The sequence below is a fragment of the Kribbella sp. CA-293567 genome (assembly GCF_027627575.1).
Lineage (GTDB): Bacteria > Actinomycetota > Actinomycetes > Propionibacteriales > Kribbellaceae > Kribbella.
In genome coordinates this window covers 6,428,009-6,450,595 of the sequence record NZ_CP114065.1, presented here as the reverse complement: position 1 = coordinate 6,450,595, position 22,587 = coordinate 6,428,009, and the positions used below count along the sequence as shown (strand labels likewise).

At 67.2% G+C, this 22,587-nt stretch carries 22 protein-coding genes; 8 read left to right on the top strand and 14 right to left on the bottom strand.

The genetic code is table 11. The annotated features are described in order from the left end of the window. Nucleotide 1 precedes the first annotated feature (1 nt). The 4 genes from OX958_RS29850 (at nt 2) to OX958_RS29835 (ending at nt 4,884) form a co-directional block, all read left to right on the top strand. The gene (locus tag OX958_RS29850) at nt 2-781 is read left to right on the top strand and encodes a 3-oxoacyl-ACP reductase (RefSeq protein ID WP_270133357.1); all 780 of its coding nucleotides are present in this window, start codon (nt 2-4) and stop codon (nt 779-781) included. 41 nt (nt 782-822) lie between these two features. Then, nucleotides 823-1,548, top strand: a complete 726-nt coding sequence (locus OX958_RS29845; protein WP_270133356.1) for a FadR/GntR family transcriptional regulator — start codon at nt 823-825, stop codon at nt 1,546-1,548. 194 nt (nt 1,549-1,742) lie between these two features. Then, entirely contained in the window at nt 1,743-4,499 is a 2,757-nt protein-coding gene (locus OX958_RS29840; RefSeq protein WP_270133355.1) for a helix-turn-helix transcriptional regulator, read from the top strand. 163 nt (nt 4,500-4,662) lie between these two features. Then, complete coding sequence (locus tag OX958_RS29835) at nt 4,663-4,884, top strand: SCO4848 family membrane protein (RefSeq protein WP_270133354.1); 222 nt, start codon at nt 4,663-4,665, stop codon at nt 4,882-4,884. Here OX958_RS29835 and OX958_RS29830 read toward each other — a convergent pair. Next, a complete protein-coding gene (locus tag OX958_RS29830) occupies nt 4,856-5,650 on the bottom strand; it encodes a helix-turn-helix domain-containing protein (protein ID WP_270133353.1) in 795 nt (264 codons plus the stop codon). The genes OX958_RS29835 and OX958_RS29830 overlap by 29 nt on opposite strands. A gap of 23 nt (nt 5,651-5,673) precedes the next feature. Between OX958_RS29830 and OX958_RS29825 the strand changes: the two genes are divergently transcribed. Together OX958_RS29825 and OX958_RS29820 are read left to right on the top strand one after the other, a co-directional pair. Then, complete coding sequence (locus tag OX958_RS29825) at nt 5,674-6,504, top strand: M55 family metallopeptidase (RefSeq protein ID WP_270133352.1); 831 nt, start codon at nt 5,674-5,676, stop codon at nt 6,502-6,504. 54 nt (nt 6,505-6,558) lie between these two features. Next, nucleotides 6,559-6,990, top strand: coding sequence for a DUF2000 domain-containing protein (locus OX958_RS29820; RefSeq protein ID WP_270133351.1), 432 nt, complete (start codon nt 6,559-6,561; stop codon nt 6,988-6,990). On the opposite strand, the gene OX958_RS29815 is transcribed toward OX958_RS29820, so the two are convergent. The 6 genes from OX958_RS29815 to sdhC all read right to left on the bottom strand — a co-directional run bounded on the left by OX958_RS29815 (nt 6,987) and on the right by sdhC (nt 12,113). Continuing rightward, nucleotides 6,987-8,174: a hypothetical protein gene (locus tag OX958_RS29815; protein WP_270133350.1), complete on the bottom strand. Its 1,188-nt coding sequence runs from the start codon at nt 8,172-8,174 to the stop codon at nt 6,987-6,989. The two genes, OX958_RS29820 and OX958_RS29815, sit on opposite strands and share 4 nt — an antisense overlap. Then, nucleotides 8,167-8,676 carry an RNA polymerase sigma factor gene (locus OX958_RS29810; protein WP_270133335.1) on the bottom strand — a complete coding sequence of 170 codons (510 nt, stop codon included), beginning with the start codon at nt 8,674-8,676 and terminating at the stop codon, nt 8,167-8,169. Before OX958_RS29810 ends, OX958_RS29815 begins: the two co-directional genes overlap by 8 nt. 122 nt (nt 8,677-8,798) lie before the next feature. Further along, nucleotides 8,799-9,503 carry a succinate dehydrogenase iron-sulfur subunit gene (locus OX958_RS29805; protein WP_270133333.1) on the bottom strand — a complete coding sequence of 235 codons (705 nt, stop codon included), beginning with the start codon at nt 9,501-9,503 and terminating at the stop codon, nt 8,799-8,801. Then, nucleotides 9,503-11,245, bottom strand: coding sequence for a succinate dehydrogenase flavoprotein subunit (gene sdhA / locus OX958_RS29800; protein ID WP_270133332.1), 1,743 nt, complete (start codon nt 11,243-11,245; stop codon nt 9,503-9,505). Before sdhA ends, OX958_RS29805 begins: the two co-directional genes overlap by 1 nt. 29 nt (nt 11,246-11,274) lie before the next feature. Further along, nucleotides 11,275-11,730, bottom strand: a complete 456-nt coding sequence (locus tag OX958_RS29795) for a succinate dehydrogenase hydrophobic membrane anchor subunit (protein ID WP_270133331.1) — start codon at nt 11,728-11,730, stop codon at nt 11,275-11,277. 2 nt (nt 11,731-11,732) lie between these two features. Next, nucleotides 11,733-12,113 (bottom strand): succinate dehydrogenase, cytochrome b556 subunit, encoded by a 381-nt coding sequence (gene sdhC, locus OX958_RS29790; RefSeq protein ID WP_270133330.1) that lies wholly within the window; start codon nt 12,111-12,113, stop codon nt 11,733-11,735. Between the two features lie 311 nt (nt 12,114-12,424). On the opposite strand from sdhC, the gene OX958_RS29785 reads away from it, so the two are divergent. Next, the gene (locus OX958_RS29785) at nt 12,425-13,240 is read left to right on the top strand and encodes an MBL fold metallo-hydrolase (protein WP_270133328.1); all 816 of its coding nucleotides are present in this window, start codon (nt 12,425-12,427) and stop codon (nt 13,238-13,240) included. A gap of 12 nt (nt 13,241-13,252) precedes the next feature. Here the strand turns inward: OX958_RS29785 and OX958_RS29780 are convergent, their stop codons facing one another. The 3 genes from OX958_RS29780 to OX958_RS29770 form a co-directional block, all read right to left on the bottom strand. Next, entirely contained in the window at nt 13,253-13,732 is a 480-nt protein-coding gene (locus OX958_RS29780) for a peptidoglycan-binding domain-containing protein (RefSeq protein WP_270133327.1), read from the bottom strand. 121 nt (nt 13,733-13,853) lie between these two features. Continuing rightward, entirely contained in the window at nt 13,854-14,957 is a 1,104-nt protein-coding gene (locus tag OX958_RS29775; RefSeq protein WP_270133326.1) for a glycosyltransferase, read from the bottom strand. Next, entirely contained in the window at nt 14,954-16,120 is a 1,167-nt protein-coding gene (locus tag OX958_RS29770) for a glycosyltransferase family 4 protein (protein ID WP_270139172.1), read from the bottom strand. Before OX958_RS29770 ends, OX958_RS29775 begins: the two co-directional genes overlap by 4 nt. Nucleotides 16,121-16,374: 254 nt before the next feature. Between OX958_RS29770 and OX958_RS29765 the strand changes: the two genes are divergently transcribed. Next, on the top strand, nt 16,375-17,955 hold the full coding sequence (locus OX958_RS29765; protein ID WP_270133324.1) for an acyl-CoA mutase large subunit family protein: 1,581 nt from the start codon (nt 16,375-16,377) through the stop codon (nt 17,953-17,955). Between the two features lie 24 nt (nt 17,956-17,979). Here OX958_RS29765 and OX958_RS29760 read toward each other — a convergent pair whose 3' ends face one another. From OX958_RS29760 to OX958_RS29745, 4 genes are all read right to left on the bottom strand, one after another. Beyond that, the gene (locus OX958_RS29760; protein WP_270133323.1) at nt 17,980-18,702 is read right to left on the bottom strand and encodes a hypothetical protein; all 723 of its coding nucleotides are present in this window, start codon (nt 18,700-18,702) and stop codon (nt 17,980-17,982) included. A 198-nt stretch (nt 18,703-18,900) separates the two neighbouring features. Further along, the gene (locus tag OX958_RS29755) at nt 18,901-20,007 is read right to left on the bottom strand and encodes an AAA family ATPase (protein ID WP_270133322.1); all 1,107 of its coding nucleotides are present in this window, start codon (nt 20,005-20,007) and stop codon (nt 18,901-18,903) included. A gap of 17 nt (nt 20,008-20,024) precedes the next feature. Beyond that, a complete protein-coding gene (locus tag OX958_RS29750) occupies nt 20,025-21,209 on the bottom strand; it encodes a DUF262 domain-containing protein (protein ID WP_270133320.1) in 1,185 nt (394 codons plus the stop codon). Nucleotides 21,210-21,369: 160 nt separating this feature from the next. After that, entirely contained in the window at nt 21,370-22,557 is a 1,188-nt protein-coding gene (locus tag OX958_RS29745) for an amidohydrolase (RefSeq protein ID WP_270133319.1), read from the bottom strand. Nucleotides 22,558-22,587: the final 30 nt, after the last annotated feature.

Sequence of the window (22,587 nt, the reverse complement as noted above, 5' to 3'; positions counted from 1 at the left end):
AATGACAGACGTACAAGCGACCCGGCTGGTGGGACGAGTCGCGGTGGTGACCGGTGGTGCCAGCGGCATCGGCCTGGCCTCCGTCCGGCGGCTCGCGGCCGAGGGAGCCAAGGTGGTCATCGGTGACGTCGACCCGGCGGCCGGCAAGGCAACCGCGGACGAGGTCGGCGGCCTGTTCGTGCAGACCGACGTGACCAGCGACGCCGACGTCGCGAACCTGTTCCAGCAGGCCCACGACACCTTCGGCAGCATCGACATCGCGTTCAACAACGCCGGCATCTCGCCGCCCGACGACGGCTCGATCCTGGAGACCGGGCTGGACGCCTGGCGCAGGGTGCAGGAGGTCAACCTGACCTCGGTCTACCTGTGCTGCAAACACGTCATCCCGTACATGCAGCGCCAGGGCAAGGGCTCGATCATCAACACCGCGTCGTTCGTCGCGGTGATGGGCGCCGCCACCTCGCAGATCTCGTACTCCGCATCCAAGGGCGGCGTACTGGCGATGAGCCGCGAACTCGGTGTCGAGTTCGCCCGGCAGGGCATCCGGGTCAACGCGTTGTGCCCGGGCCCGGTCAACACCCCGTTGCTGAAGGAGCTCTTCGCCTCCGATGCCGAGCGAGCCCAGCGCCGGATGGTGCACGTGCCGATGGGCCGGTTCGGCGAGCCCGAGGAGATCGCCGCCGCGGTCGCCTTCCTGGCCAGCGACGACTCGTCCTTCATCACCGCCAACACGTTCCTGGTCGACGGCGGAATCTCGGGCGCGTACGTGACTCCGATCTAGTCTGACCGGAGGTACCAGAGGCGGGGCGACGGGGAGAGCGGGTGGCAGGCGTGGCGACTGCGGACGAGGCTGTGTTCCGGCCGGTCCGGGCCGGCAACCCGTTCGAGGAGACGGTCGAGCGGCTGCTGCAGGCGATCAAGCTCGGCGTGGTCGCGCCCGGAGAGCGGCTGCCCGCCGAGCGCGACCTGGCGGCCCGGCTCAGTGTGAGTCGGGTCACCCTGCGCGAGGCGATCAAGGTCCTCACCGACTCCGGGTACGTCGAATCCCGCCGTGGCCGCTACGGCGGCACGTTCGTCAACGAGCGCCTGCCCAAGCCGCGCCGGATCGGGCCGAAACGGATCGCCCGGGAGCTCGGCGACGGCCTGGACGACGCGCTCGTACTGCGGGCCGCCCTGGAGGTCGGCGCGGCCGAGGCTGCCGCGTCCCGACAGTTGAGTCCGGAGGAGCACGAGCACCTGCGCGGCCGGCTCGCCGACTCGGCCGGTGCCAAGCTCGCCGACTACCGCCGGATGGACTCGCGGCTGCACCTGGCGATCGCCGAGCTGAGCGGCTCGCCGTCCCTGACCTCGGCCGTTGCCGACGTACGGATGCGGCTGAACGCGCTGCTCGACGCGATCCCGCTGCTCGAGCGCAACATCGTGCACTCCGACGAACAGCACCGGGCCGTGGTCGAGGCGATCCTGACCGGCGACGCGCCGGGGGCCCGCGCCGCCATGCACCAGCACGTCGCAGGCAGCGCCGCCCTACTTCGTGCTTTCCTGAGCTGACCAGTCCACCCACTGGTCTATCGAGGGATTTGACCGACACGCCGCTGAAATGAGCAATCCTGGGCGACGCGCCCGGGAGAAGAGGTAGGTGACGAGGTGATGGCCGGACGATCTCCATATGTGACACTCGCCGTGTCCATTGGCACTCGACTGTGATGTCGGCGAATGTAATCCTTCGGGGAGAATGTGGATCGATGACTGACGACGAGCTGGTGGGGCGAGCCACCCTGGTCGAGCGTGCCAAGAAGCAGCTCGAGACCAGCGGTAGTGTGCTGCTCTACGGCCCGACCGGGATCGGCAAGTCCGCCACCGGCCGGGCACTGGTCGCCGATCGCGCCCGGGCGGGCTGCCGCGTGCTGAGTGCAGCGCCCTCCCAGAGCGAGGCGGGCCTGCCGTATGTCACTCTCCTCGACCTCCTCTCCAACCAGCTCGAGCTCGCCTGGCAGGTGCTGCCCGACCACCTCCGCCAGCCGCTGGAGGTCGCGCTGCTCAAATCGAGCGCCCCCGACACCGTCCGCGACGAGCTGGCCGTCCGCCTCGCCGTACTGCACGTACTGCGCCGCCTGGCGGCCTCCGGCCCGGTGCTGCTGGTCGTGGACGACATCCAGTGGGTGGATCCGTCCAGCCTCGAAGTACTGACCTTCTGCGCCCGACGGTTGACCGAAGGCGTCCACATGCTCGCCACCGAGCAGGTGGCCGACGGCGACCTGCCGGTGATGGCGGAGGCCTGCCCCGAGCCGCTGCTCCAGCTCGAGGTTCCGCCGCTTGTCGAGGCCGACGTCCTGGCGCTGCTCCGCAACAGGCTCTCCAGTCCACTCCCGGTCCGTACCGCGCGCCGCATCTTCACCGCGAGCGCCGGCAACCCGTTCATGGCGCTGGAGCTCGGCCGAGCCATCCTGCGCCATCCGCAAGGCGTCTCGCCGAACGATCCGCTGCCGGTGTCGAGTCGTCTGAAGACCCTGCTGGGCGACCGGCTCGCCGACCTCACGCCGGCGACGTACGAGCTGCTGCTGCACGCCGCCTCCTCGCCGCGTCCGACGACCAACCAGCTGGCCCGGTCGCTCAAGCGGCCCATCGATGCCGAGCTGGCCGAGGCCGAAGGGCTCGGGCTGATCGACGTGTCGTCGGAGCGGCTGCGGTTCTCGCATCCGCTGCTCAGAGAGTTCGTGTACGCCGAAGCGACCTCCGCGGGCCGGCGGCAAGCGCACGCCCAACTCGCCGCGGTGGTGGACGAGCCGGTTGAGAACGCGACGCACAGAGCACTGGCGACGCAGGAAGCCGACACCGACCTCGCAGCGACGATAGAGGCCGCCGCGGTCGTCGCCGGAGGCCGTGGCGCGCTGGGAGCAGCCGCGACCCTGTGGCGACTCGCTGCTGAGCGCACACCGACTGACGAGCGCGATGACCGCGCCCTGCGGCTGTCCAGCGCCGCGGACGCCGCTGCCGCCGCCGGGCACCTGGTGGAGTCTGCGGAGATGGCGCGCCTCGCAGTGAAGGCTGCCACTCGTCCGGACACCAAAGTGGCTGCCCTGCTGCTTCTGGTGGACGCGGCCTGGCCGGAGCGGGAGCATCGGATCGCGCTGCTCGCTGAGGCCTTCGACGCTGCGGCCGGCGACCCGCAGCTCGAAGCGCGGGTCCGGATCCTGCGCAGCAACAGCGCGTACTTCGACCGTCGGCTCGATGACGCCCAGGCCGACGCGCAAGCGGCCGAGCGGCTCGCCCGGGAGTGTGGAGACACCGAGGCCCTGGTCGACGCGCTCAGTGCGGCCAGCAGCGTACAGATCGCACGCGGTGGCGAGCACTCCTCCGACTCGTTGCTGAAGCAGGCGGCAGAGCTGTCCCGCGGTCTGCCACTCACCAAGGCGGTCGTGGGTGCCCGGCAGATGGCCGCGATGCGGGAGCTGTTCCGTGGTCGCACGGAGGCGGCGATCGAGCAGATCAGTGCACTGGTCGACGAAGTACGGACTGCCGGCGCGGTTCGCTGGCTGGCGTCGATCCTGATCTCCGCCACCGCCATCTACGAACGCAGCGGCCGCGGCGCCGACGCGTTGGCCACCGGCCACGAGTGCTACCAGTTGATGCAGGATCTGGGCGACGAGCCCGAGGTCGGCATGGTCGTCGCCTGCCGCGCCGAGTGGGCCGGCGGCACGGCGACGATGGCGCGCGAGCTGGCCGAGGCGGCGCTCGAAGGATGCCGCCTGGTCGGCAACGAGGAATGGACCGGACCGGCCCTCTCGGGCGTCGGCGTCATCTGTGTACTGACCGGTGACCCGCAGCGCGCGGTGGAGGCCTTCGACGCGATCGCCGAGTCGGGCGAGGCCGCGATGCCCTACGACCCGGCCGTGATCCCGTGGCACGCCGACTACGCGGAGGCACTCGTTGCGGCTGGGCGGCTGGACGACGCCGCCGCGTTGATCGCGGAGATCCGGGAGCGGGCCGAGACGCTCGACCGCTCCGTCGTACTGGTCGGTCTGGCGCGATCCGAGGCGCTGCTGGTTGCCAAACAGGGCGACCCGGCCGCCGCCTTGGAGCTGCTCGAGAAGACCATCACGACGGCGGGGGACCACGTCTACCCGCTCGACCTGGCACGCTGCGAGCTGACCCGGGGCCGGGTGGCCCGGCAGGCCCGTCGCCGCTCGGTGGCCCGGACGGCGTTCCTGGACGCGATCGAGCAGTTCGAGGCGCACGGCGCTCCCGCCTGGCGCGAGGTGGCCGAGACAGAGCTGGCGCGCCTCGACGTACCGAGCCGGAGCCGGCAGCCGTCCGAGCTGACCGACAACGAGCTGCAGATCGTCGCGATGGTCCGCGACGGGTCCACCAACCGCGAGATCGCGGCGGCGCTCTACCTGAGCGTGAAGGCGGTCGAGTCGCAGCTCACCCGGCTGTACCGGCGCTTCGGCGTCGCCAACCGCACCCAGTTGCTGCGCACGGTCGACCGCGGCGGAGCGTGACAGCGGCTACCGAGCGGGTTAACCCTTGTTTTTACCCGCGAGTAGCTTGAAAGGCTTGATCACGCCTCCGCGCTGAACCAGTGTCGTTCTCACGTAGAGAGCTCGCCCCTCGTTCGGGGCGGCCGAGTGAGGCGCGGCCGCCCCGCTACGCCAGACTGTTCTCGTGAAGCTCGAGAAGAAGCACGCCCTGGTCCTGATCGGTATCGCCGGCTGGAACGTCGTCACCTACGCGACGTTCATCAAGAACCTGGCCGGCACGGAAGGCCGCCCGCGCGGGTACTACATCGCCCACACGGTGCTGATCGTGGTCAACCTGGTGATCGCCGCCGTCCTCGGCAAGTGGGGCGTCCACGCGCTCAAGGCCGCGCGAACCGCGAAGGACTGACCCCGAGCATCCGGCGGAAGTGCCGGTTGAGGTGCGACTGGTCGTAGAACCCGGCCAGTACCGCGACCTCCGCCGCCGGCCGGCCCTCCAGCAGGTACCGCCTGGCCAGCTCGACCCGTCGCCCGGTCAAGTAGCGATGCGGCGGTAGCCCGTACTCCCGGCTGAACGCGCGCACGAGGTGAGCCGGATGCGCGTGCACGACCTCCGCCGCTTCGGCGAGGGTGACCCCGGTCGGCAGCCGGGCGTCGAGCAGTTCCCTGAGCTCGGCGGCCAGGCCCGGATCCCGGAGCTCCGGGGGAGGCGTGACCTGCTGCCGTAGATGCTGCTGCAGGCGCTCCTCGATCAACGTGAGCCGGCTCTGCGCCTCCAGGTCCTCCCGTCCGTCGACGAGTACGCCGTGCAACTGGTGCAGGCGGTGCCGCAGGACCGGATCGGCGTACTCCGGCTGGTCCACCGCCGCACCGACCAGCCCTTCGCCGCCCAAGCGATCCGCGGCGAGGTAGAGCACCCGCTTGCGGAAGCCCCCGGGATGCACCGAGCGGCCGTCGTGCGGGACGTTCGGCGGCAGCAGCGAGACCTGGGCCTGCGCCAGACCGTGCTCGCGGTGATCCAGGTCGTACTGGACCGTGCCCTCGTCGACGATCAGCACCGTCCACGCGTCGTGCGTGTGGCTGGGGTAGGCGTGGGCCGGGAAGTGCGCGTGCAGCACCTCGACGACCCCCTCCAGGGCGGGCCGCCAGGCCGTCACCTGCGCGCCGGTGCTCATACCTCAGAACATACGCTCAGGCGATGAAGGTCTACCTGAGCGCGGACATGGAAGGCATCACCGGACTCGTCGACGCCGAGGACGTCCAGCCCGGCGGGCGCGACTACGAGCGCGGCCGGGTGCTGATGACCGAGGACGTCAACGCGGCCGTCCGGGGCGCCTTCGCGGGCGGGGCGTCGACGGTTCTGGTCAACGATGCACACGGCCCGATGCGCAACCTGCTGCCGGAGTTGCTCGATCCGCGGGTGACGCTGATCAAGGGCCGGCCGAAGCCGATGGGCATGATCGAGGGCCTGACACCGGAGTACGACGCCGTGGTCTGCGTCGGCTTCCACGCCCGGGCCGGGATCCTCGGCGTACTGAGCCACAGCTTCATGGGCCACGAGATCGAGGACATCTGGCTGGATGACCGCCCGGTCGGAGAGATCGGCCTGCTGCACGCGACCGCCGCGGCGTACGGCGTACCGGTGGTGCTGCTGACCGGCGACGACGCTGCCTGCGCCGAGACGACCGGCTGGGACCCGTCGGTGGCGACCGTGCCGGTCAAGTTCGCCAAGGACCGCTTCGCCGCCCAACTCGTCCCCGTCGCCGAGGCACGCGCCGCCATCGAGTCGGCCACCGGGACGGCCCTCCGCGCACCGAGAGCCACCCCGGCCGCCGACCGCACCACGCACCGGCTGGCGGTCCGCTGGCAGAACGCCTCCGTCGCCTCTCACCTCCCCGCCATCCCCGGCGTCACCCGCACCGACGACCGCACCGTCACCGTCGAGGCCCCGATGCCCGACCTGTACCGCCTCTTCAACCTCTTCCTCCGGGTAGCCACAGCCATCACCTCCAACCCGCCGTACTGCTGATCCTGCAAAGAACGTACAAGCCGGGGCTGCGATTCAGCGGGCAGATTCGAGGCTGTGGACAACGATGCTGAGCCGATTCGGTTCGAAACCAAGATCGCGGTGCTGTTGCGGGACGACCTGGCGAGCTGGCAGCGGTTGAACGTGACGGCGTTCCTGGTGAGCGGGATCGCGGCGAGCACCCCGGAACTGGTGGGCGAGCCGTACGAGGACGCCGACGGGACGCGGTACCTGCCGATGTTCCGCCAGCCGGTGCTGGTCTTCGAGGGCGCGAAGGAGTTCATGACCACCGCCCACCAGCGTGCCCTCGGCCGCGGGCTCACCGTCTCGATCTTCACCCAGGATCTGTTTGCCACAGGCAACGACCGAGACAACCGCGCGGTCGTGAAAGCAGTCCGGCAGGGCCAGCTCGACCTGGTCGGGCTGGCCCTGCACGGTCCGAAGAACGCGGTGGACAAGATCCTCAAGGGCGCGAGGATGCACCCCTAGCGGGGTTCGAAGTACTTCCAGGTCACGCCATGATCGGCGCTGGTCATGGCCTGGGTGTTCTTACCACCCAAGTGGTACCGGCTCGCATAGACGAGGCCGCCCAGACTCTTCAGTTCGCCCAGGTCTGCCGGTGGAGCCAGCGGCGCACCGGCACCCGGCCGCAGGAGTTCGCGCTTCTTACCCTGGTAGAGCAGCAGCGCCGTGCCGTCGTCGAAGGCGACCGGGTCCGACAGGAAGGTGGGATCGCGGGTCACCACTGTCGTCCAGCGCGCGCCGCGATCGGTGGAAAGCTGTACCGGGACGGCTCCATCCGGCGCGTCGAACTTACGGGCCGGATACGCCACCAGGGTCCTGCCGTCGGGACTGACCCCCAGTGAACCCCGCGGCCGGGCGGAGTCGACGACGTGGTTGTCCCAGCTCTTGCCGTTGTCGTCGGTCCAGTAGACGGTGCAGGCTCCGCGCTCGTTCGCGCCCATCAGCCACCACCGGCCGGTGGTGTCGCGCTGCGGCTGCCCGGCGCCTTGCAGACCCGGGATCTTCACCTCTCGCAGCTTGCCGGTCTCCGGGTTCAGCGCCTGCAAGCTCCCTTGCACCAGCAGCACGTCATCAGCGGCGAACTCGCTGGTCGGCGGTGCCCAGCTCAACTGCTTCTCGATCCGGCCCTGGTCGGTCAGCCGAACCATCAGGCTCTGGGACCACCTGGGATCGCCCTCCTTCAGATCTCCTGGCAGCGCCAGCGCCAGCGCCTCGTCACCTGCCTGCAGCACCCGCCACGGCTCCTTGCGTACCGGCGTCGTGGCTCGTACTCCGTCCCGGCTCAGCACTGCGACGGAGTCGTAGGTGTAGTCCGGCGCGGGAGAGGACCACACCGAGGCCCACCGTGTGGGCGTGCCGAACGCGATGGCGATGCTGCCCGACTTCTTGTCCGCGAGCAGCTTCTCGGCCGCCTGATCGACCGGAATCACGGTCGGCGTGCCGGCGACCGGCGGCTTCTCGGTACCGGTCACATCACCCAGCGGCAGCATCACAGCCAGTACTGCGATCGCGACCGCCGCGGCGGCTCCGGCTCCGGTGAGCGCCTGACGGCGGCGACGGCGGCGGACGCCACGGCGGCGCAGCGTCTCGAAGGGCAGCGGCTGGACGGTCTTCTGGACTTCCCAGGACAGTTCTTTCAGCTCAGACATGGTTGACCTCCTCGGCGTCGTCGGCGAACTCTGCGAGCAGTGGCGCGAGCCGGGCCCGGCCCCGGGCCAGCCGGGCCTTGACGGTCCCCTCCGGGACTCCCAGTTGCGCCGCGATCTCGCGCACCGGCAGGTCGACGATGTGGTGCAGCGCGATCGCCTCGCGCTGCTCGTAGGGCAGCTGCCGCAGCGCGTCGACGAGCGCCACCCGGTCAGCGGACATCCCGGTCGTGGCCGTCTCCGGCGAGACCTGGCGCGACAGCAGCCCGTGGAAACGCGACGCCCGGCGGTACCGGCTGCGCAGTACGTTCAGCGCGACCGTGCGCAGCCATGCCTCCGGGTTGTCCACCTGGGCGAACCGCCGGGGCTTCTCCACCGCCTTGACGAAGGCCTCCTGGACCGCGTCCTCGGCCTCGCCCCGGCTGCCGCAGATTGCGAACAACTGACCCACCAGGCGCCGGTAGCACCCCTCGTACAGCTCGCGCACCGTGTCTTCGTCAGCCATCACCACTCCCAGTTCGGACCTTTGCCTGCACGACTCCTGGGAAGCCGGTCCGGTTGCATCACCGAACCACAACGTCCGGTCACCCCCGAGGGGAGGACCGGACGTCGGTGGTGCGGCAGGGGTCAGACGCGGCGGAAGATCAGCGCCCGCTTGACCTCCTGGATCGCCTTGGTGACCTCGATGCCGCGCGGGCAGGCGTCGGTGCAGTTGAAGGTGGTCCGGCAGCGCCAGACACCCTCCTTGTCGTTCAGGATCTCGAGCCGCTGCTCGGTGCCCTCGTCCCGGCTGTCGAAGATGAACCGGTGCGCGCCGACGATCGCCTGCGGACCGAAGTACTGGCCGTCGGACCAGAACACCGGGCAGGACGTCGTACAGGCGGCGCAGAGGATGCACTTGGTGGTGTCGTCGAAGCGCTCCCGGTCGGCCTGGGACTGGATCCGCTCCCGGCTCGGCTCGTGCCCGTCGGTGACCAGGAACGGCATGATCGCGCGGTACGCGTCGAAGAACGGCTCCATGTCGACGACCAGGTCCTTGAGCACCGGCAGGCCCTTGATGGGCTCGACGGTGATCTCCTTCTCCGGGTTCAGGTCCTTGATCAGCGTCTTGCAGGCCAGCCGGTTGCGGCCGTTGATCCGCATCGCGTCCGAACCGCAGACCCCGTGCGCGCAGGACCGGCGGAAGGTCAGGGTGCCGTCCTGCTCCCACTTGATCTTGTGCAGCGCGTCGAGCACCCGGTCACCCGGCTGCAGCGTGACCGCGTAGGTCTTCCACTCGGTCTCGTCCAGTACTTCGGGGTTGTACCGAAGGATCTTGACCTTGACGTCCATCAGTACTTCCGCTCCATCGGCTTGTAGCGGGTCTGTACGACCGGCTTGTAGTCCAGTCGGATATTGGTGTTGCCCTCGGCATCGATCGTCCGGTAGGCCATCGTGTGCCGCATGAAGTTCACGTCGTCACGCTTGTCGTAGTCCTCGCGGAAGTGCCCGCCGCGGGACTCCTTGCGGGCCAGCGCGGAGACCACCAGGACCTCGGCCAGGTCGAGCAGGAAGCCCAGTTCGACGGCCTCCAGCAGGTCGGTGTTGAACCGCTTGCCCTTGTCCTGCACGGAGACGTTCGCGAACCGTTGCTTGAGGCCCTCGATATCGGTGAGCGCCTGCTTGAGCGAGCCCTCGGTCCGGTAGACCTGCGCGTTGATGTCCATGGTGGCCTGCAGGTCGGTCCGGATCGCGGCCACCCGCTCGGTACCGGTCGCGTCCCGCATGCTCTCGATCAGGTCGACCACGAAGGCTTCCGGTGCCTCCGGCAACTCCTCGTACTCCACCGTCTCGGCGTACTCCGCGGCGGCGATACCGGCCCGCCGGCCGAACACGTTGATGTCCAGCAGCGAGTTCGTGCCGAGCCGGTTGGCGCCGTGCACCGAGACGCAGGCGACCTCGCCGGCGGCGTACAGGCCGGGGATGACGTCCTCGTTGTTGGCCAGCGCCTCGCCCTTGATGTTGGTCGGGATGCCGCCCATCGCGTAGTGCGCGGTCGGGAACACCGGGATCTGTTCGGTGTACGGCTCGACGCCGAGGTAGGTGCGGGCGAACTCGGTGATGTCCGGCAGCTTCGCGTCGATGTGCGCGGGCTCCAGGTGGGTCAGGTCGAGCATCACGTAGGCCTTGTCGGGCCCACAGCCACGCCCTTCCCGTACTTCGTTCGCCATCGCGCGGGCGACCATGTCCCGCGGGGCGAGGTCCTTCACGGTCGGCGCGTAACGCTCCATGAAGCGTTCGTTGTCGGAGTTGCGCAGGATGCCGCCCTCACCGCGAGCGGCCTCCGACAGCAGCACGCCGAGGCCGGCCAGGCCGGTCGGGTGGAACTGGAAGAACTCCATGTCCTCCAGCGGCAGGCCCTTGCGCCAGGTGATGCCCATCCCGTCGCCGGTCAGCGTGTGCGCGTTCGAGGTGGTCCGGAAGACCTTGCCGAAACCGCCGGAGGCGAACACGACCGACTTGGCCGAGAAGATGTGCAGCTCACCGGTGGCCAGCTCGTAGGCGACCACCCCGGTGGACCGGCCACCGACCATCAGCAGGTCCAGCACGTAGAACTCGTTGAAGAACTCGACGTTCTGCTTGATGCACTGCTGGTAGAGCGTCTGCAGGATCATGTGGCCGGTCCGGTCCGCGGCGAAGCAGGACCGGCGGACGACGGCCTCACCGTGGTTGCGGGTGTGACCACCGAAGAACCGCTGGTCGATCTTGCCCTCGGCCGTCCGGTTGAACGGCAGGCCCATCTTCTCCAGGTCGAGGACCGCGTCGACGGCCTCGCGGCACATCACCTCGGCGGCGTCCTGGTCGACCAGGAAGTCACCACCCTTGACGGTGTCGAAGGTGTGCCACTCCCAGTTGTCCTCCTCGACGTTGGCCAGCGCGGCACACATGCCGCCCTGGGCCGCGCCGGTGTGCGACCGGGTCGGGTAGAGCTTGGTGAGCACCGCGGTCCGGGTCCGCTTGCTCGACTCCAGAGCGGCACGCATGCCTGCTCCGCCGGCGCCGACGATGACTACGTCGTACTGATGCCGCTGCATCTGAGACCTCTCTTGAAAACGTCGCGGTACTACTGGCAGACCGACAGCGTGGAGCTGGGGTCGAGGCACGGGTCGAAGGTGAAGATGACCAGGGTGCCGAGCACCACGATCACGATCGAGGCGGTGATCAGCAGGCTCTTCAGCCAGAACCTGGTCTGGTCCTTCTCCGCGTAGTCGTTGATGATCGTGCGCATTCCGTTGGTGCCGTGCAGCATCGCCAGCCACAGCATCAGCAGGTCCCAGACCTGCCACAGCGGGTTGGCCCACTTGCCGGCCACGAAGGCGAAGTCCAGCGCGGTGATCCCGCCGCCGAGCATCAGGTTGACGAACAGGTGGCCGAGCACCAGGACGACCAGGGCCAGCCCGGACAGCCGCATGAACAGCCAGCTGTAGAGCTCGAAGTTGGTCTGGCCGGAACGGTTGCGGCCGCCGCCCTTGAGGGTCCGGCCCCGGGTGGAGGACCGCGGAACTGCGATCTCGGACATACTCACTCCCCGCCGAAGACGTGCATCAGGTGCCGGACCACGAACGGCACGAACAGGACCACCCAGACGACGCCGACGCCGATCATCAGCTTGCGCTGGTTGCGCGGGCCCTTGGCCCAGAAGTCGACCAGGATCAGCCGGATGCCATTGAACGCGTGGAACAGGATGGCGCCGACCAGACCGACCTCCATCAGGCCGACGATCGGGTTCTTGTAGGTACCGATCACCTCGTTGTAGGCCTCGGGGGAGACCCGGACGAGGGCGGTGTCGAGCACGTGCACGAGGAGGAAGAAGAAGATCCCGACCCCGGTGATCCGGTGCGCCACCCATGACCACATGCCTTCGTGACCGCGGTACAGCGTGCCGATTGGCTTGCTGGGCAAACCGATCCTCCGATCGGACGACAGACCAGAGCCGGTGAGCGCGGCGACTCCGGGGCGTCTGATCAGCACGGTGTCGGTCTGATGCGGCGGGCCGCGATCGGCTCGGCCTGGAAGGGAACCAGGCCGTTCTTGATGCTATCGCTGCGCCGCGCCCGATCCGTGCCACCACCGTGTGAGATCGCTCTCGAAAGGGTCACAAGTGGCCCTTCCGGCCGGGCGCCGACTGGCCCGGGCGGGGCGGACCTGTCCGGGTTTAGCGTGGAGGTGGCGAAAAACACGACCCGGCGACGCTGGGTGGAGAGGGGACGACAGTGAGTTTCCGGATCTGTGAGACCTGTGCGGTCGAGCATGCCGAGCAGGTCGAGGTGTGTGCCATCTGCGCCGACGAGCGGCAGTGGATGCCGGCCGACGGGCAGCACTGGACCACGCTCGAGCAGTTGAGCGCGGCGGGGTACCGGGTGGAGGTCAAGGAGGTCGAGACCGGCCTGCACGGAGTCACCTCGACGCCCGACGCGGGGATCGGCCAGCAGTCGATGCTGGTCCGGACCACTGCGGGCAACCTGTTGTGGGACCCGATCGGCTATCTGGACGACGACGCGGTGGAGCAGGTCCGGGCGCTGGGCGAGGTGGCCGCGATCATCGCCAGCCACCCGCACATGTACGGCGTACAGGTCGAGTGGAGTCACCGGCTCGGCGGCGTACCGGTCTATGTGTCGGAGGCCGACAAGCAGTGGGTGGCACGGCCGGACGACGTGATCCGGACCTGGTCGGGCACGCTCGACCTGCTCCCCGGCGTGACGCTGATCCAGCCGGGCGGCCACTTCCCCGGCAGCGCGGTCGTGCACTGGGCGGAGGGTGCCGGGGGCAAGGGAGTGATCCTTGCCGGCGACACCATCTTCGCCAACCCCGACCGTACGTCGGTGAGCTTCATGCGCAGCTTCCCGAACCGCATCCCGTTGTCGGGCGCGGTGGTGGACCGGGTGGCCAAGTCACTGGACGTGTTCGAGTACGACCGGCTGTACGGCAACTTCGGCGGCTGCATCCCGGTCGACGCCCGGACCGTCGTCCGCTTCTCCGCCGACCGGCACGCCGCCTGGGCCCGAGGCGACCACGACCACCTGACCTGACCTGACCTGAGCTCAGATCGGGCTCGAGCAGGTCTTCGTCCAGACGTTCGTGCCCGGGTTGTACTGCCGCCAGTTCATCGCCGAGCGGGTCTGCGGACCGTAGACACCATCAGCCTTGAGCTTGTGGAGGGTCTGCACCCGCTTGACGACCGCGGCGGTGTTCGCGCCGTACTTGCCGTCGACCCGCAGCGCCGAGCCGTAGCAGAAGTTCAGGTTGCGCTGCAGGGTCTTGATCGCCGCGGCCGGGTTGCCGAAGGGGTTCTGCGGGTCCCGGTTCGGCAGGTCGCCCAGCTTCAGGTTGCAGCTGAAGTTGTAGTCCTCCCACACACCCGGAAGCGTGATCTGCCAGCCGCGCTGGAGCTTGACCGGGTAGGCGTCGTCACACTGGCTGAGCTTGGCCGAAGCCTGGGCAGGTGCCGCTGACGCCGGCAGCGCGAATGCCAGCGGCGCCAGCGCCATTCCAGCAAGGGCCATCGCTGTACGAACGATCATGTGGGACTCCCTGTATCGGTGGGGCGGCCCCTCTGCCGTCCCAGTGCAGATACAGACCCCGCCCGGCGGGCGATGGTTCGGGCGGCCTCGAAGCTGAGATGCGGCTGCAACAAAGCAGAAGTCAGGCCGCGAGCCGTTTCCGGGCCAGCCGGGCGTGCAGATTGAGCATGTGGTGCACGCAGGAGTCCCAGTCGTAGAGCTCGGCTCGCCGGCGGGCCGCGGCTCTGCGATCGGGCTGCTCCACCAGCTCCAGTACTGCGTCCGCCAGCGCTGCCGGAGTCGGTCGTCCCCAGCGGCCACAGGTGAGGTCCACCAGCTCACGCGCTCCGCCGGTATCGGCCGTGACCACCGGCGTACCAGCTGCCAGCGCCTCCAGTACCGCAAGGCCGAACGTCTCTCCTGGGCAGACCGAGAGCGCGATGTCTGCCTCCGCAAGATGGGTCGCAAGCTTGGTCCGGCCGTCGACGTAGCCGTGGAAGACGACCGGCGCGCTGCCCGCGATCGCGATCAGCTCGTCGAGATGCGGGCCGGAGCCGTAGACGTCCAGCCGGAGCTCGACGCCACGCTTGTGCAACTCGGCCGCGGTGGCGACAGCGAGGTGCGGGCTCTTCTCGCGGGACAGTCTGCCTGCGTGCACGAGCTTGAGTACGCCGTCGTCGGCAGGCTCGGCTCTCGAGGGGTGGAAGGTGTCGAGGTCCACTCCCAAAGGGATCCGGACGAGAGGAGTGGTGACTTCGTCGAACTCGGCGGCGGCGTAGCGGGAGGTCACCACCACTGCGTCGTACGTGCGGCTGAGGAGTTTGTAGAGCGCGCCGACACCGGCGGCGACGCCGAGCTGGCGGCCGGTCCGGAGGGAGAGCATCGCGTCCAGCCGCTCGTGGCTGAACAGCACCGAACCGATCCCGTTGCGGCGCGCCCACCTTGCCACCGGCAACAAAGTGGACTTGTCCGAGATCTCGACGGTGCTGGGGCCGAAGCGTTCCAGGGTCTCGATCACCCGCCAGGGATCGGTGATCAGGCGGTAGCCGCCGCCGACCTTGGGGGCTTTCATCCGGACGATGGTGCCGTCCTCGGTCTCGGTCACGCTGTCCCGCTCGCCGGGGGTGATCAGGATCCGGTCGGCGCCGGCCGCGCGGTACCCCTGCCCGAGGTGCTCGATCGCGGTCCGCATCCCTCCCGAGGTGGGTCCGACGAAGTTGGCCAGCTGAGCAATGCGCAGGCTCATGCGACCCGCCGAGCTCGCGCCGTACGGGCCTGGACAGTCATCCCCGCCACCCCGCGCCCGTAGTCCCGGCCGGCTGCCTCTTCCAGGACCTCGGCATAGTGCTTGCCGACCAAGTCATCGACCACCGCCGGCCAAGTCCTGGTCTGCACCCTCCGCCGTCCCGCGGCGGCCATCCTCACCCGCTCGTCCGGGTTGTCGAGCAGTTGCGCGACGGCCTGCCGCAACGAACCAGCCCGCCCAGGCTCGAACAGCAACCCACTGACCCCGGGCCGGATCAGGTCAAGCGGCCCACCCGCCGCCGGCCCGACGGTCACCACCCCGGAGGCCTGCGCCTCCTGGATGGTCTGGCAGAACGTCTCGTGTTCCCCCGTGTGCACGAAGACGTCCAGCCCGGCGAAGATCGAGGCCAGGTCGGAGCCGCGCCGCATCCCGAGAAAAGTTGCATTCGGCAACGTGTTCTCCAGGGTCGCCCGATCCGGCCCGTCGCCGACGACGACCACGTGACAGGCCAGCTCGGCCAGCTCGGCCAGCCGCTTGACCTTCTTCTCCGCGGCCAGCCGGCCGACGTACCCGACGATCGGTTTGCCGCCCGGCGAGATCTCCCGCCGCCAGCGCTCGTCGCGATGGCCGGGATCGAACAGTTCGAGGTTCACCCCCCGTCCCCAGGTGTGCACCCGGGGTACGCCGGCCTGCACGAGTTGGGCGACCGAGGCGGACGACGGTGCGAGCGTGCGGTCCGCCCGCGAGTGCACCCGCCGGATCCAGGCCTGCACCCCACGATCGGCCTTCGCGAACCACGGGTACTGCCGGGCGAAGGCCGCCAGGTCGGTCTGGAAGACCGCCACCGTCGGCAGCCCCAGCCGCCGCGCGCTCCGCAACCCGTAGGCACCCAGGATGAACGGTGACGCCAGATGCACCAGGTCCGGCCGGAACTCCGCCATCGCCCGCTCGATCGCCGGGTCGGGCAATCCCACCGGAAACTCCTTGTAGCCCGGGATCCCGAAGCTGCGCGCCCGGATCACCCGGACTCCTTGATACGTGTCGGGCCCTGGCCCGGCGGCGATGATCAGCAACTGGTGCCCGTGCACCAGCAACCGGTCGGCGACGTGGCGAACCGTGTTCGCCACCCCATTGATCTGCGGCAGGAAGGACTCAGCGACCATCACGATGCGCACACTGCCGAGGTTCCCGAGTCCGCATGAACCCTGAGCGACACTCCCATGACGCCGGGTCGATCCCCTGTCGACGCGTCCACGGCCACCCGATGACCACCAAGTGACCAGCCGGCGCCTCCCGGCCACCAGCACGCGAACAACTGGGATCGTGGCTGTCGGAGAGACCTCGGTCACGTAGGGGTGCTGGATGTCACCAGCATGGTGCGTACCAGTGGTGGGGTGGTTCGGCCTACGGTTGAGGGATGAGTCATCAGACCGAGTCGGGATGGGACTTCGAGCCGGTCTACGGACCCGAGAGGCTCGAGGGGTTCGACGCGACCGAGAAGCTGGGTGAGCCGGGGCGGTACCCGTTCACCCGGGGTGTCTATCCGACGATGTACACCCAGCGGCCGTGGACGATGCGGCAGTACGCCGGCTTCGGAACCGCCGCGGAGTCGAACCAGCGCTACCACCAGCTGATCGACGCCGGCACGATGGGCCTGTCGGTGGCCTTCGACCTGCCCACCCAGATGGGCTACGACTCCGACGCGGAGATCGCGTCCGGGGAGGTCGGCAAGGTCGGGGTGGCGATCGACTCGATCGACGACATGCGGGTGCTGTTCGACCGGATCCCGCTGGACCAGGTGTCCACCTCGATGACGATCAACGCGCCGGGCTCGGTGCTGTTGCTGCTCTACCAGCTGGTCGCCGAGGAGCAGGGCGTGTCCGGGGACAAGCTCACCGGCACGATCCAGAACGACGTACTGAAGGAGTACATCGCCCGCGGCACCTACATCTACCCGCCGAAGGAGTCGCTGCGGCTGATCAGCGACATCTTCGCCTACTGCCAGACCGAGCTGCCGCGCTGGAACACCATCTCCATCTCCGGCTACCACATGGCCGAGGCCGGTGCGACGCCCGCGCAGGAGATCGCCTTCACGCTGGCCGACGGGATCGAGTACGTCCGGACGGCGGTCGCCGCCGGTCTCGACGTCGACACCTTCGCGCCCCGGCTGTCGTTCTTCTTCGTCTCCCGGACGACGCTGCTGGAGGAGGTCGCCAAGTTCCGCGCGGCCCGCCGGATCTGGGCGCAGGTGATGCGCGACGAGTTCGGCGCGAAGAACCCCAAGTCGCTGATGCTGCGCTTCCACACCCAGACGGCCGGCGTCCAGCTGACCGCCCAGCAGCCCGAGGTCAACCTGGTCCGGGTCGCGATCCAGGGCCTCGCCGCCGTCCTCGGTGGCACCCAGTCACTGCACACCAACTCGTACGACGAAGCGATCGCGCTGCCGACCGAGAAGGCGGCACGGCTCGCGCTGCGCACCCAGCAGGTGCTCGCCTACGAGACCGACATCACCGCGACCGTCGATCCGTTCGCCGGCTCGTACGTCGTGGAGTCGCTGACCGACGAGGTCGAGGCGGCCGCCCGCGAGCTGATGGAGCAGGTGGAGGAGTACGGCGGCGCCGTCGCGGCGATCGAGAAGGGCTTCCAGAAGCAGGAGATCGAGCGGTCGGCGTACCGGATCGCGCAGGAGATCGACAACGCCGAGCGGGTCGTGGTCGGGCTGAACAAGTACCGGGTGGCCGAGGAGGAGCCGTACGAGCCGCTGCGGGTGAACCCGGCGATCGAGGCCGAGCAGGTGGCCCGCCTCGCCAAGCTGCGCGCCGAGCGTGACCAGGCGGCCGTCGACAAGGCGCTCGCCGATCTGCAGGCCGCTGCCCGCGGCAGCGACAACTGCCTCTACCCGATGAAGGAAGCGCTCAAGGCCCGCGCCACGGTCGGCGAGGTCAGCAACGCCCTGCGCGAGGTGTGGGGTGTCTACGTGCCGGCCGACACCTTCTAGTCGAGCAGAACGACTGCGAATGAATTAAATGCCAATCTTCGGTCCCAGATACGCGACGCGAGCCGAATTGCTCTCGGGGATCAAACGAAAATGGACTCGGCCGGCGCCGGGGGTAAATCTCGCGTGCCAGTCGAAAATCTGCGTTCGCCCATCTATGTCAACAAATTCGCATAGCTTTCTACGCTGCTCATGCTCCGGGGTGGTTTTTGTTCTCCAAACTGGCATCTGTCCACTTGAGGAATCCCACTCCGCGATAGCACTGTTGAGTTCCACTAAACGATTCGCGACGGGGCCGACCCATATTTTGCTAATTCCGAGCAAATCATCTTCCACTCTCGGTAAAAAGCTCAGAGCGGGAAAATACTCGCCACGGCGATCCCAGAGGTGGCGACCGGTCTGGATTTCACCCAGCACATTGCTAGCAAACCAGTGGGCATGCTCGGACAGATGGCTGATGGTCGATGCGTGGCGGACGGCTACCTGTTCGTCGTCGCTATCAGCCCAGATCCGATTGAGCTCCACCGTTTCTGTCGCCCATGCGATATCAGAGCCTAGGCTGACTGCAAGGCCATTCTGTTCGTGTGCAAGGCCGAGGCCTACCGCGGCCATGTCATTATGATAATACTCGCGGTCGCTACGCTCATCTGCTGGGAGCAAGTCGTCAAATGAATACGGCGCCTTGTCCTGCATCCTTCGCATCGATCTCCACAGATCTCTGTTTCGACCGTCGGCCGCCCATTTGGCCATCGGGTAACCGTTGGCGAGCTCGATGTCGGGCAGTCGGAAGGGGGTAATCAAGGCGGAGTCAGGCCGCGTGCGTCGTACTTCTCGGAGAAGAGCCACAAAGTCTCGCATGGCTTGATCCACTTCGGATCGGTCGACTGTCTGTGAGCATGAAAGCTCGTTCAAACATAGAATCGCAGTCAAGTCTCCCCCTGGGCCGTATCAGTCGATCAGTTCGTCGAGGGCGCGATCCCACTCGTCGAAGAAGCCATTCGGCCAGCGCGAAACCAAACCGCTCGGGCTAACCTCAATCGATTCGACGGTACGCCCATCGCTGGCTGATGTGAAATACAGCAGCTCGAGGTCACTTGACCTGATCAGGTCTCTTTTCACAGCTATCCGAAGGCCATTCAACACGTGATCGCTGTGGGACTCAACTATAATCTGCGCGCCCGCAGACGTTGCTCGGGCTAGTAGTTCTGCCATTGCAGCTTGGCCCCGCGGGTGTAAATGCGCTTCAGGATTCTCTAGGAGGATCATTAGGCCAGGCCTGGCTGTCAAGCACGCAACGATGACGGGAAGTACGTATGTTAATCCAAAGCCAACATTTGTAGGACGGTATTGATTAGATGAAGAGAGGCCTGCCGTACCGAAGCTGTAGGCAAGGCGCACAGTATCCGTACCATCGATGCCAGTCGCTGATAAGTTCACCCCAGGGCAGAGGTTGCCCAGCCAGGCTTCAGTCAATCGAAGTAAGGTGTTGGTGCTTGCATCGGGATGATGGAGTTCTACTGCTGTGATCTCGTCATCTTGATGGTGGCGTAGATAGTTGACGGTGTGCTCTCCGCGAGCGCCGAGGAAACCGCGCCGTACTGCCGCGTCGTGTGACCGCGGGTAGCTCACCGCGGGGTTGATTCGATCTGCCCTGAGGTATTGAAAGCCTAAACCGAACAACGCGAGATTGGTGAGGTCTTCCGGATTCGGTGCAGCGATCAGAGGGAGTAGGTCGTCCTCCGTGCCGTAGGTAACAGCCCAGTGCCAGGCTTCGTTGCCATCCGAGAGTTCGATCTCGATGCCACCGTGGCTTCCCTGCGTCTCGATCCATGCCTCGTGTCGGACGTCGCGTCCTACTCCAAGTTCTATGAGGTCGCCATTTAAGAGAAATCCGCTTTCGGCTAGGTCAAGGATTAGCCCACCGGCCTCGTTTGATTGGCGGAGTAGAGCCAGGGACTGCAGGACAGTGCTCTTGCCTGATGAATTCAGACCAGAAAGCAGTGTGAGAGGTGCCAGTGGAATTTTTTGGTCCGCGAACGCTTTGAAGTTCCGCAACCTCAGCCCAGTAAGCACTAGCTGCTCCCGTCGAACTCGGAGAATAGTTCGTCCATACTCTGAAACCGATACCTGACCTTGGCGACGTCTCCGGTTCCGACCGAGATCGCTCGTTCGAACTGCGGATCCGAGGTTAGTAGCTCGATGAAGGCGAGATTGACGTCCTCGCTTTGCTTGACAAGCTCATTGAGTTGCTTGGTGTTCCGTTCGGCTAATGTGACAGCTACAGTCTCGAATAGCGCTTTATTTATCGGATAGCGGGAGGAGTTTACTTCGTACTGCTTCCTGAATGCATATTTGCCGAAGATTTCGTGCGCGGTATCCATGGCGCGTCTGAACTTCTTCTTAAGGTCGATAATGCCAGATGTAGTCAGATCGTTGATATTTTTCATGGCAACGCGCAGGAAGAGGTCAAAATCTTGGTGACTGTATAGCGGGGGCTTAGTCATCAGGAAGGCGGCGAAGCGTAAAATCATCTCGCGATCGGCCATTCGGCTGCTGCCAACGGTGCCAAGAGTCGCCCGCTTGAATGAGAGCGATTGAGCCAGTTCCGAAAGCAACTCTCGGCCCTGGCCGGGAATAAGTGCATGCCTTAATTCTTGAGATGACAGTGGAACTCCGCCGGTGTTGATCCGCGCGAAAATATTGAATTTGACTTCTTCCGGAGTTCCTCGCCGAATCAAGTGCAGCACGACCTCGGTTTCTTCGAGTCGAGTTTGTAGCCTGCCAGGTAGATCTTCGAAGCGGAATCCTTCGAAGTCGAGGTAGTCGAGACCCTGCAAGGTCAGTGGCTTGAAAGCCGACGAGTCAGGGTCGATGAACCTGGTGATAGCCGTCAGTCTCTGGATTCCATCGACGATTGCCCAGGAGTCATCGGCTGCGCTCTCGGCGGCATAGAAGGTCGGAAGAGGTATCCGAAGAAGGAGGGATTCAATGAGGCGACTCTGGTTGACGTCTCGCCAAATTCCTGCATGCCGCTGAAAATCCGGCGCTAGGTCTATGGTCCCTTTGCGGATTCGTGACAGCAATAGGCTTACCGTCGGAGTCCGGGTGACAACGTCGATCTTCTCAGGGTCGAAAGGTTCGTTGATTGGTGGACCGGGGTCCTCGGTCTCGACGTCTGCAACTTCGCCGCTGCCGCCGATCTCGCGGCGGATCGCGGTGATGTCACGCTCAATTTCCCCGCCGTCGATGTCGCTCATCAGAAACTATACTCCTCGTCCAGGACACAGTGTCCCCGCGCGCATACTGCCTCCGAGATGACAGCGTACCGAGATCCTGGCATTTCATGTACGTGGTTTGGGCCCCAGTCGCGCGCGTTGCTGATTCTCGCATCTTCAAGTTGTTGTGTCGCCTACCGCTCTAATCCAGCAGCGCCGCGGCGGTCAGTACTCCGGTGCCGAGCGCGATGGCTTCTTCCGAAGGGTTGAAGCCCGGCGTGTGCAGGTCGGCGGCGGTCTCGACCCCGGCCGGGCGGACGCCGAGGCGGGCCATCGCGCCGGGGACGTGTTCGAGGTACCAGGCGAAGTCCTCGCCGCCGAGGCTCTGGTCGGTCTGCGCGATCGCGCCCGCGCCCATCGTCTGCTCGACCGCCGTCCGGAACACGTCGATCGCGGCGCCGTCGTTCATCACCGGCGGCACCCCGTGCGTCACCTCGGTGTCCACCTGGACGCCGTACGGCGCGACGAGCTGCTCGGCCAGGGTGGGGATCAACTCGGCCGCGAGGCGCCAGGCGTTGACGTCGAGGCAGCGCAGCGTGCCCTCCGCCTCGCCCCGGGCAGGAATCGCGTTGGCCGCGGACCCCGACGTGATCCGGCCCCAGACCAGCGACATCCCGGAGCGAGGATCGACCCGGCGCGACAACGCGGCCGGAAGTTCGGTGACGAGGGTCGCGAGGGCATAGACGAGATCGCCGGTGAGGTGCGGGCGGGAGGTGTGCCCGCCCGGTCCGGTCAGCCGGACCAGAATTCGGTCGGCGGCGGCGGTCAGCGCGCCGTTTCGCAGTCCGACCTGCCCGACCTCGAGCCGGGGGTCGCAGTGCAGTCCGTAGATCCGGTGCACCGTTTCGAGGCCGCCGGCCGCGATCACGCCGAGCGCGCCGCCCGGCATGACCTCCTCGGCCGGCTGGAAGATCAGCCGCACCCGGCGATCGAGCAGCCCGTCACGGGCCATCCCGGCCAGCACGATGCCGGCGCCGAGCAGAGCAGCAGTGTGTACGTCGTGCCCGCAAGCGTGCGCCGCCCCGTCGATCGTCGACCGCCAAGGCGCATCCACCGCGTCCGGTACCGGCAACGCGTCGATGTCGGCCCGCAACGCCACGCACAGGTCGCCTGATCCGATGTCGCAGATCAGCCCGGTCCCGGTCGGCAGCACGCGCGGTGAGAGACCGGCTTCGGTGAGTCGCCGCATCAGCAGTTCCGTCGTCCGGACCTCGTGCCAGCCGAGCTCCGGGTGAGCGTGCAGATCACGCCGTACGGCGACCGCCTCGTTCCGCCCCTCGTCGACCCGGGCCTTCACGTCGGCCAGCAGCAGACTGTGCGAAGTCGTCATTACCGGATGATTGCATATCCCCACCGGCGC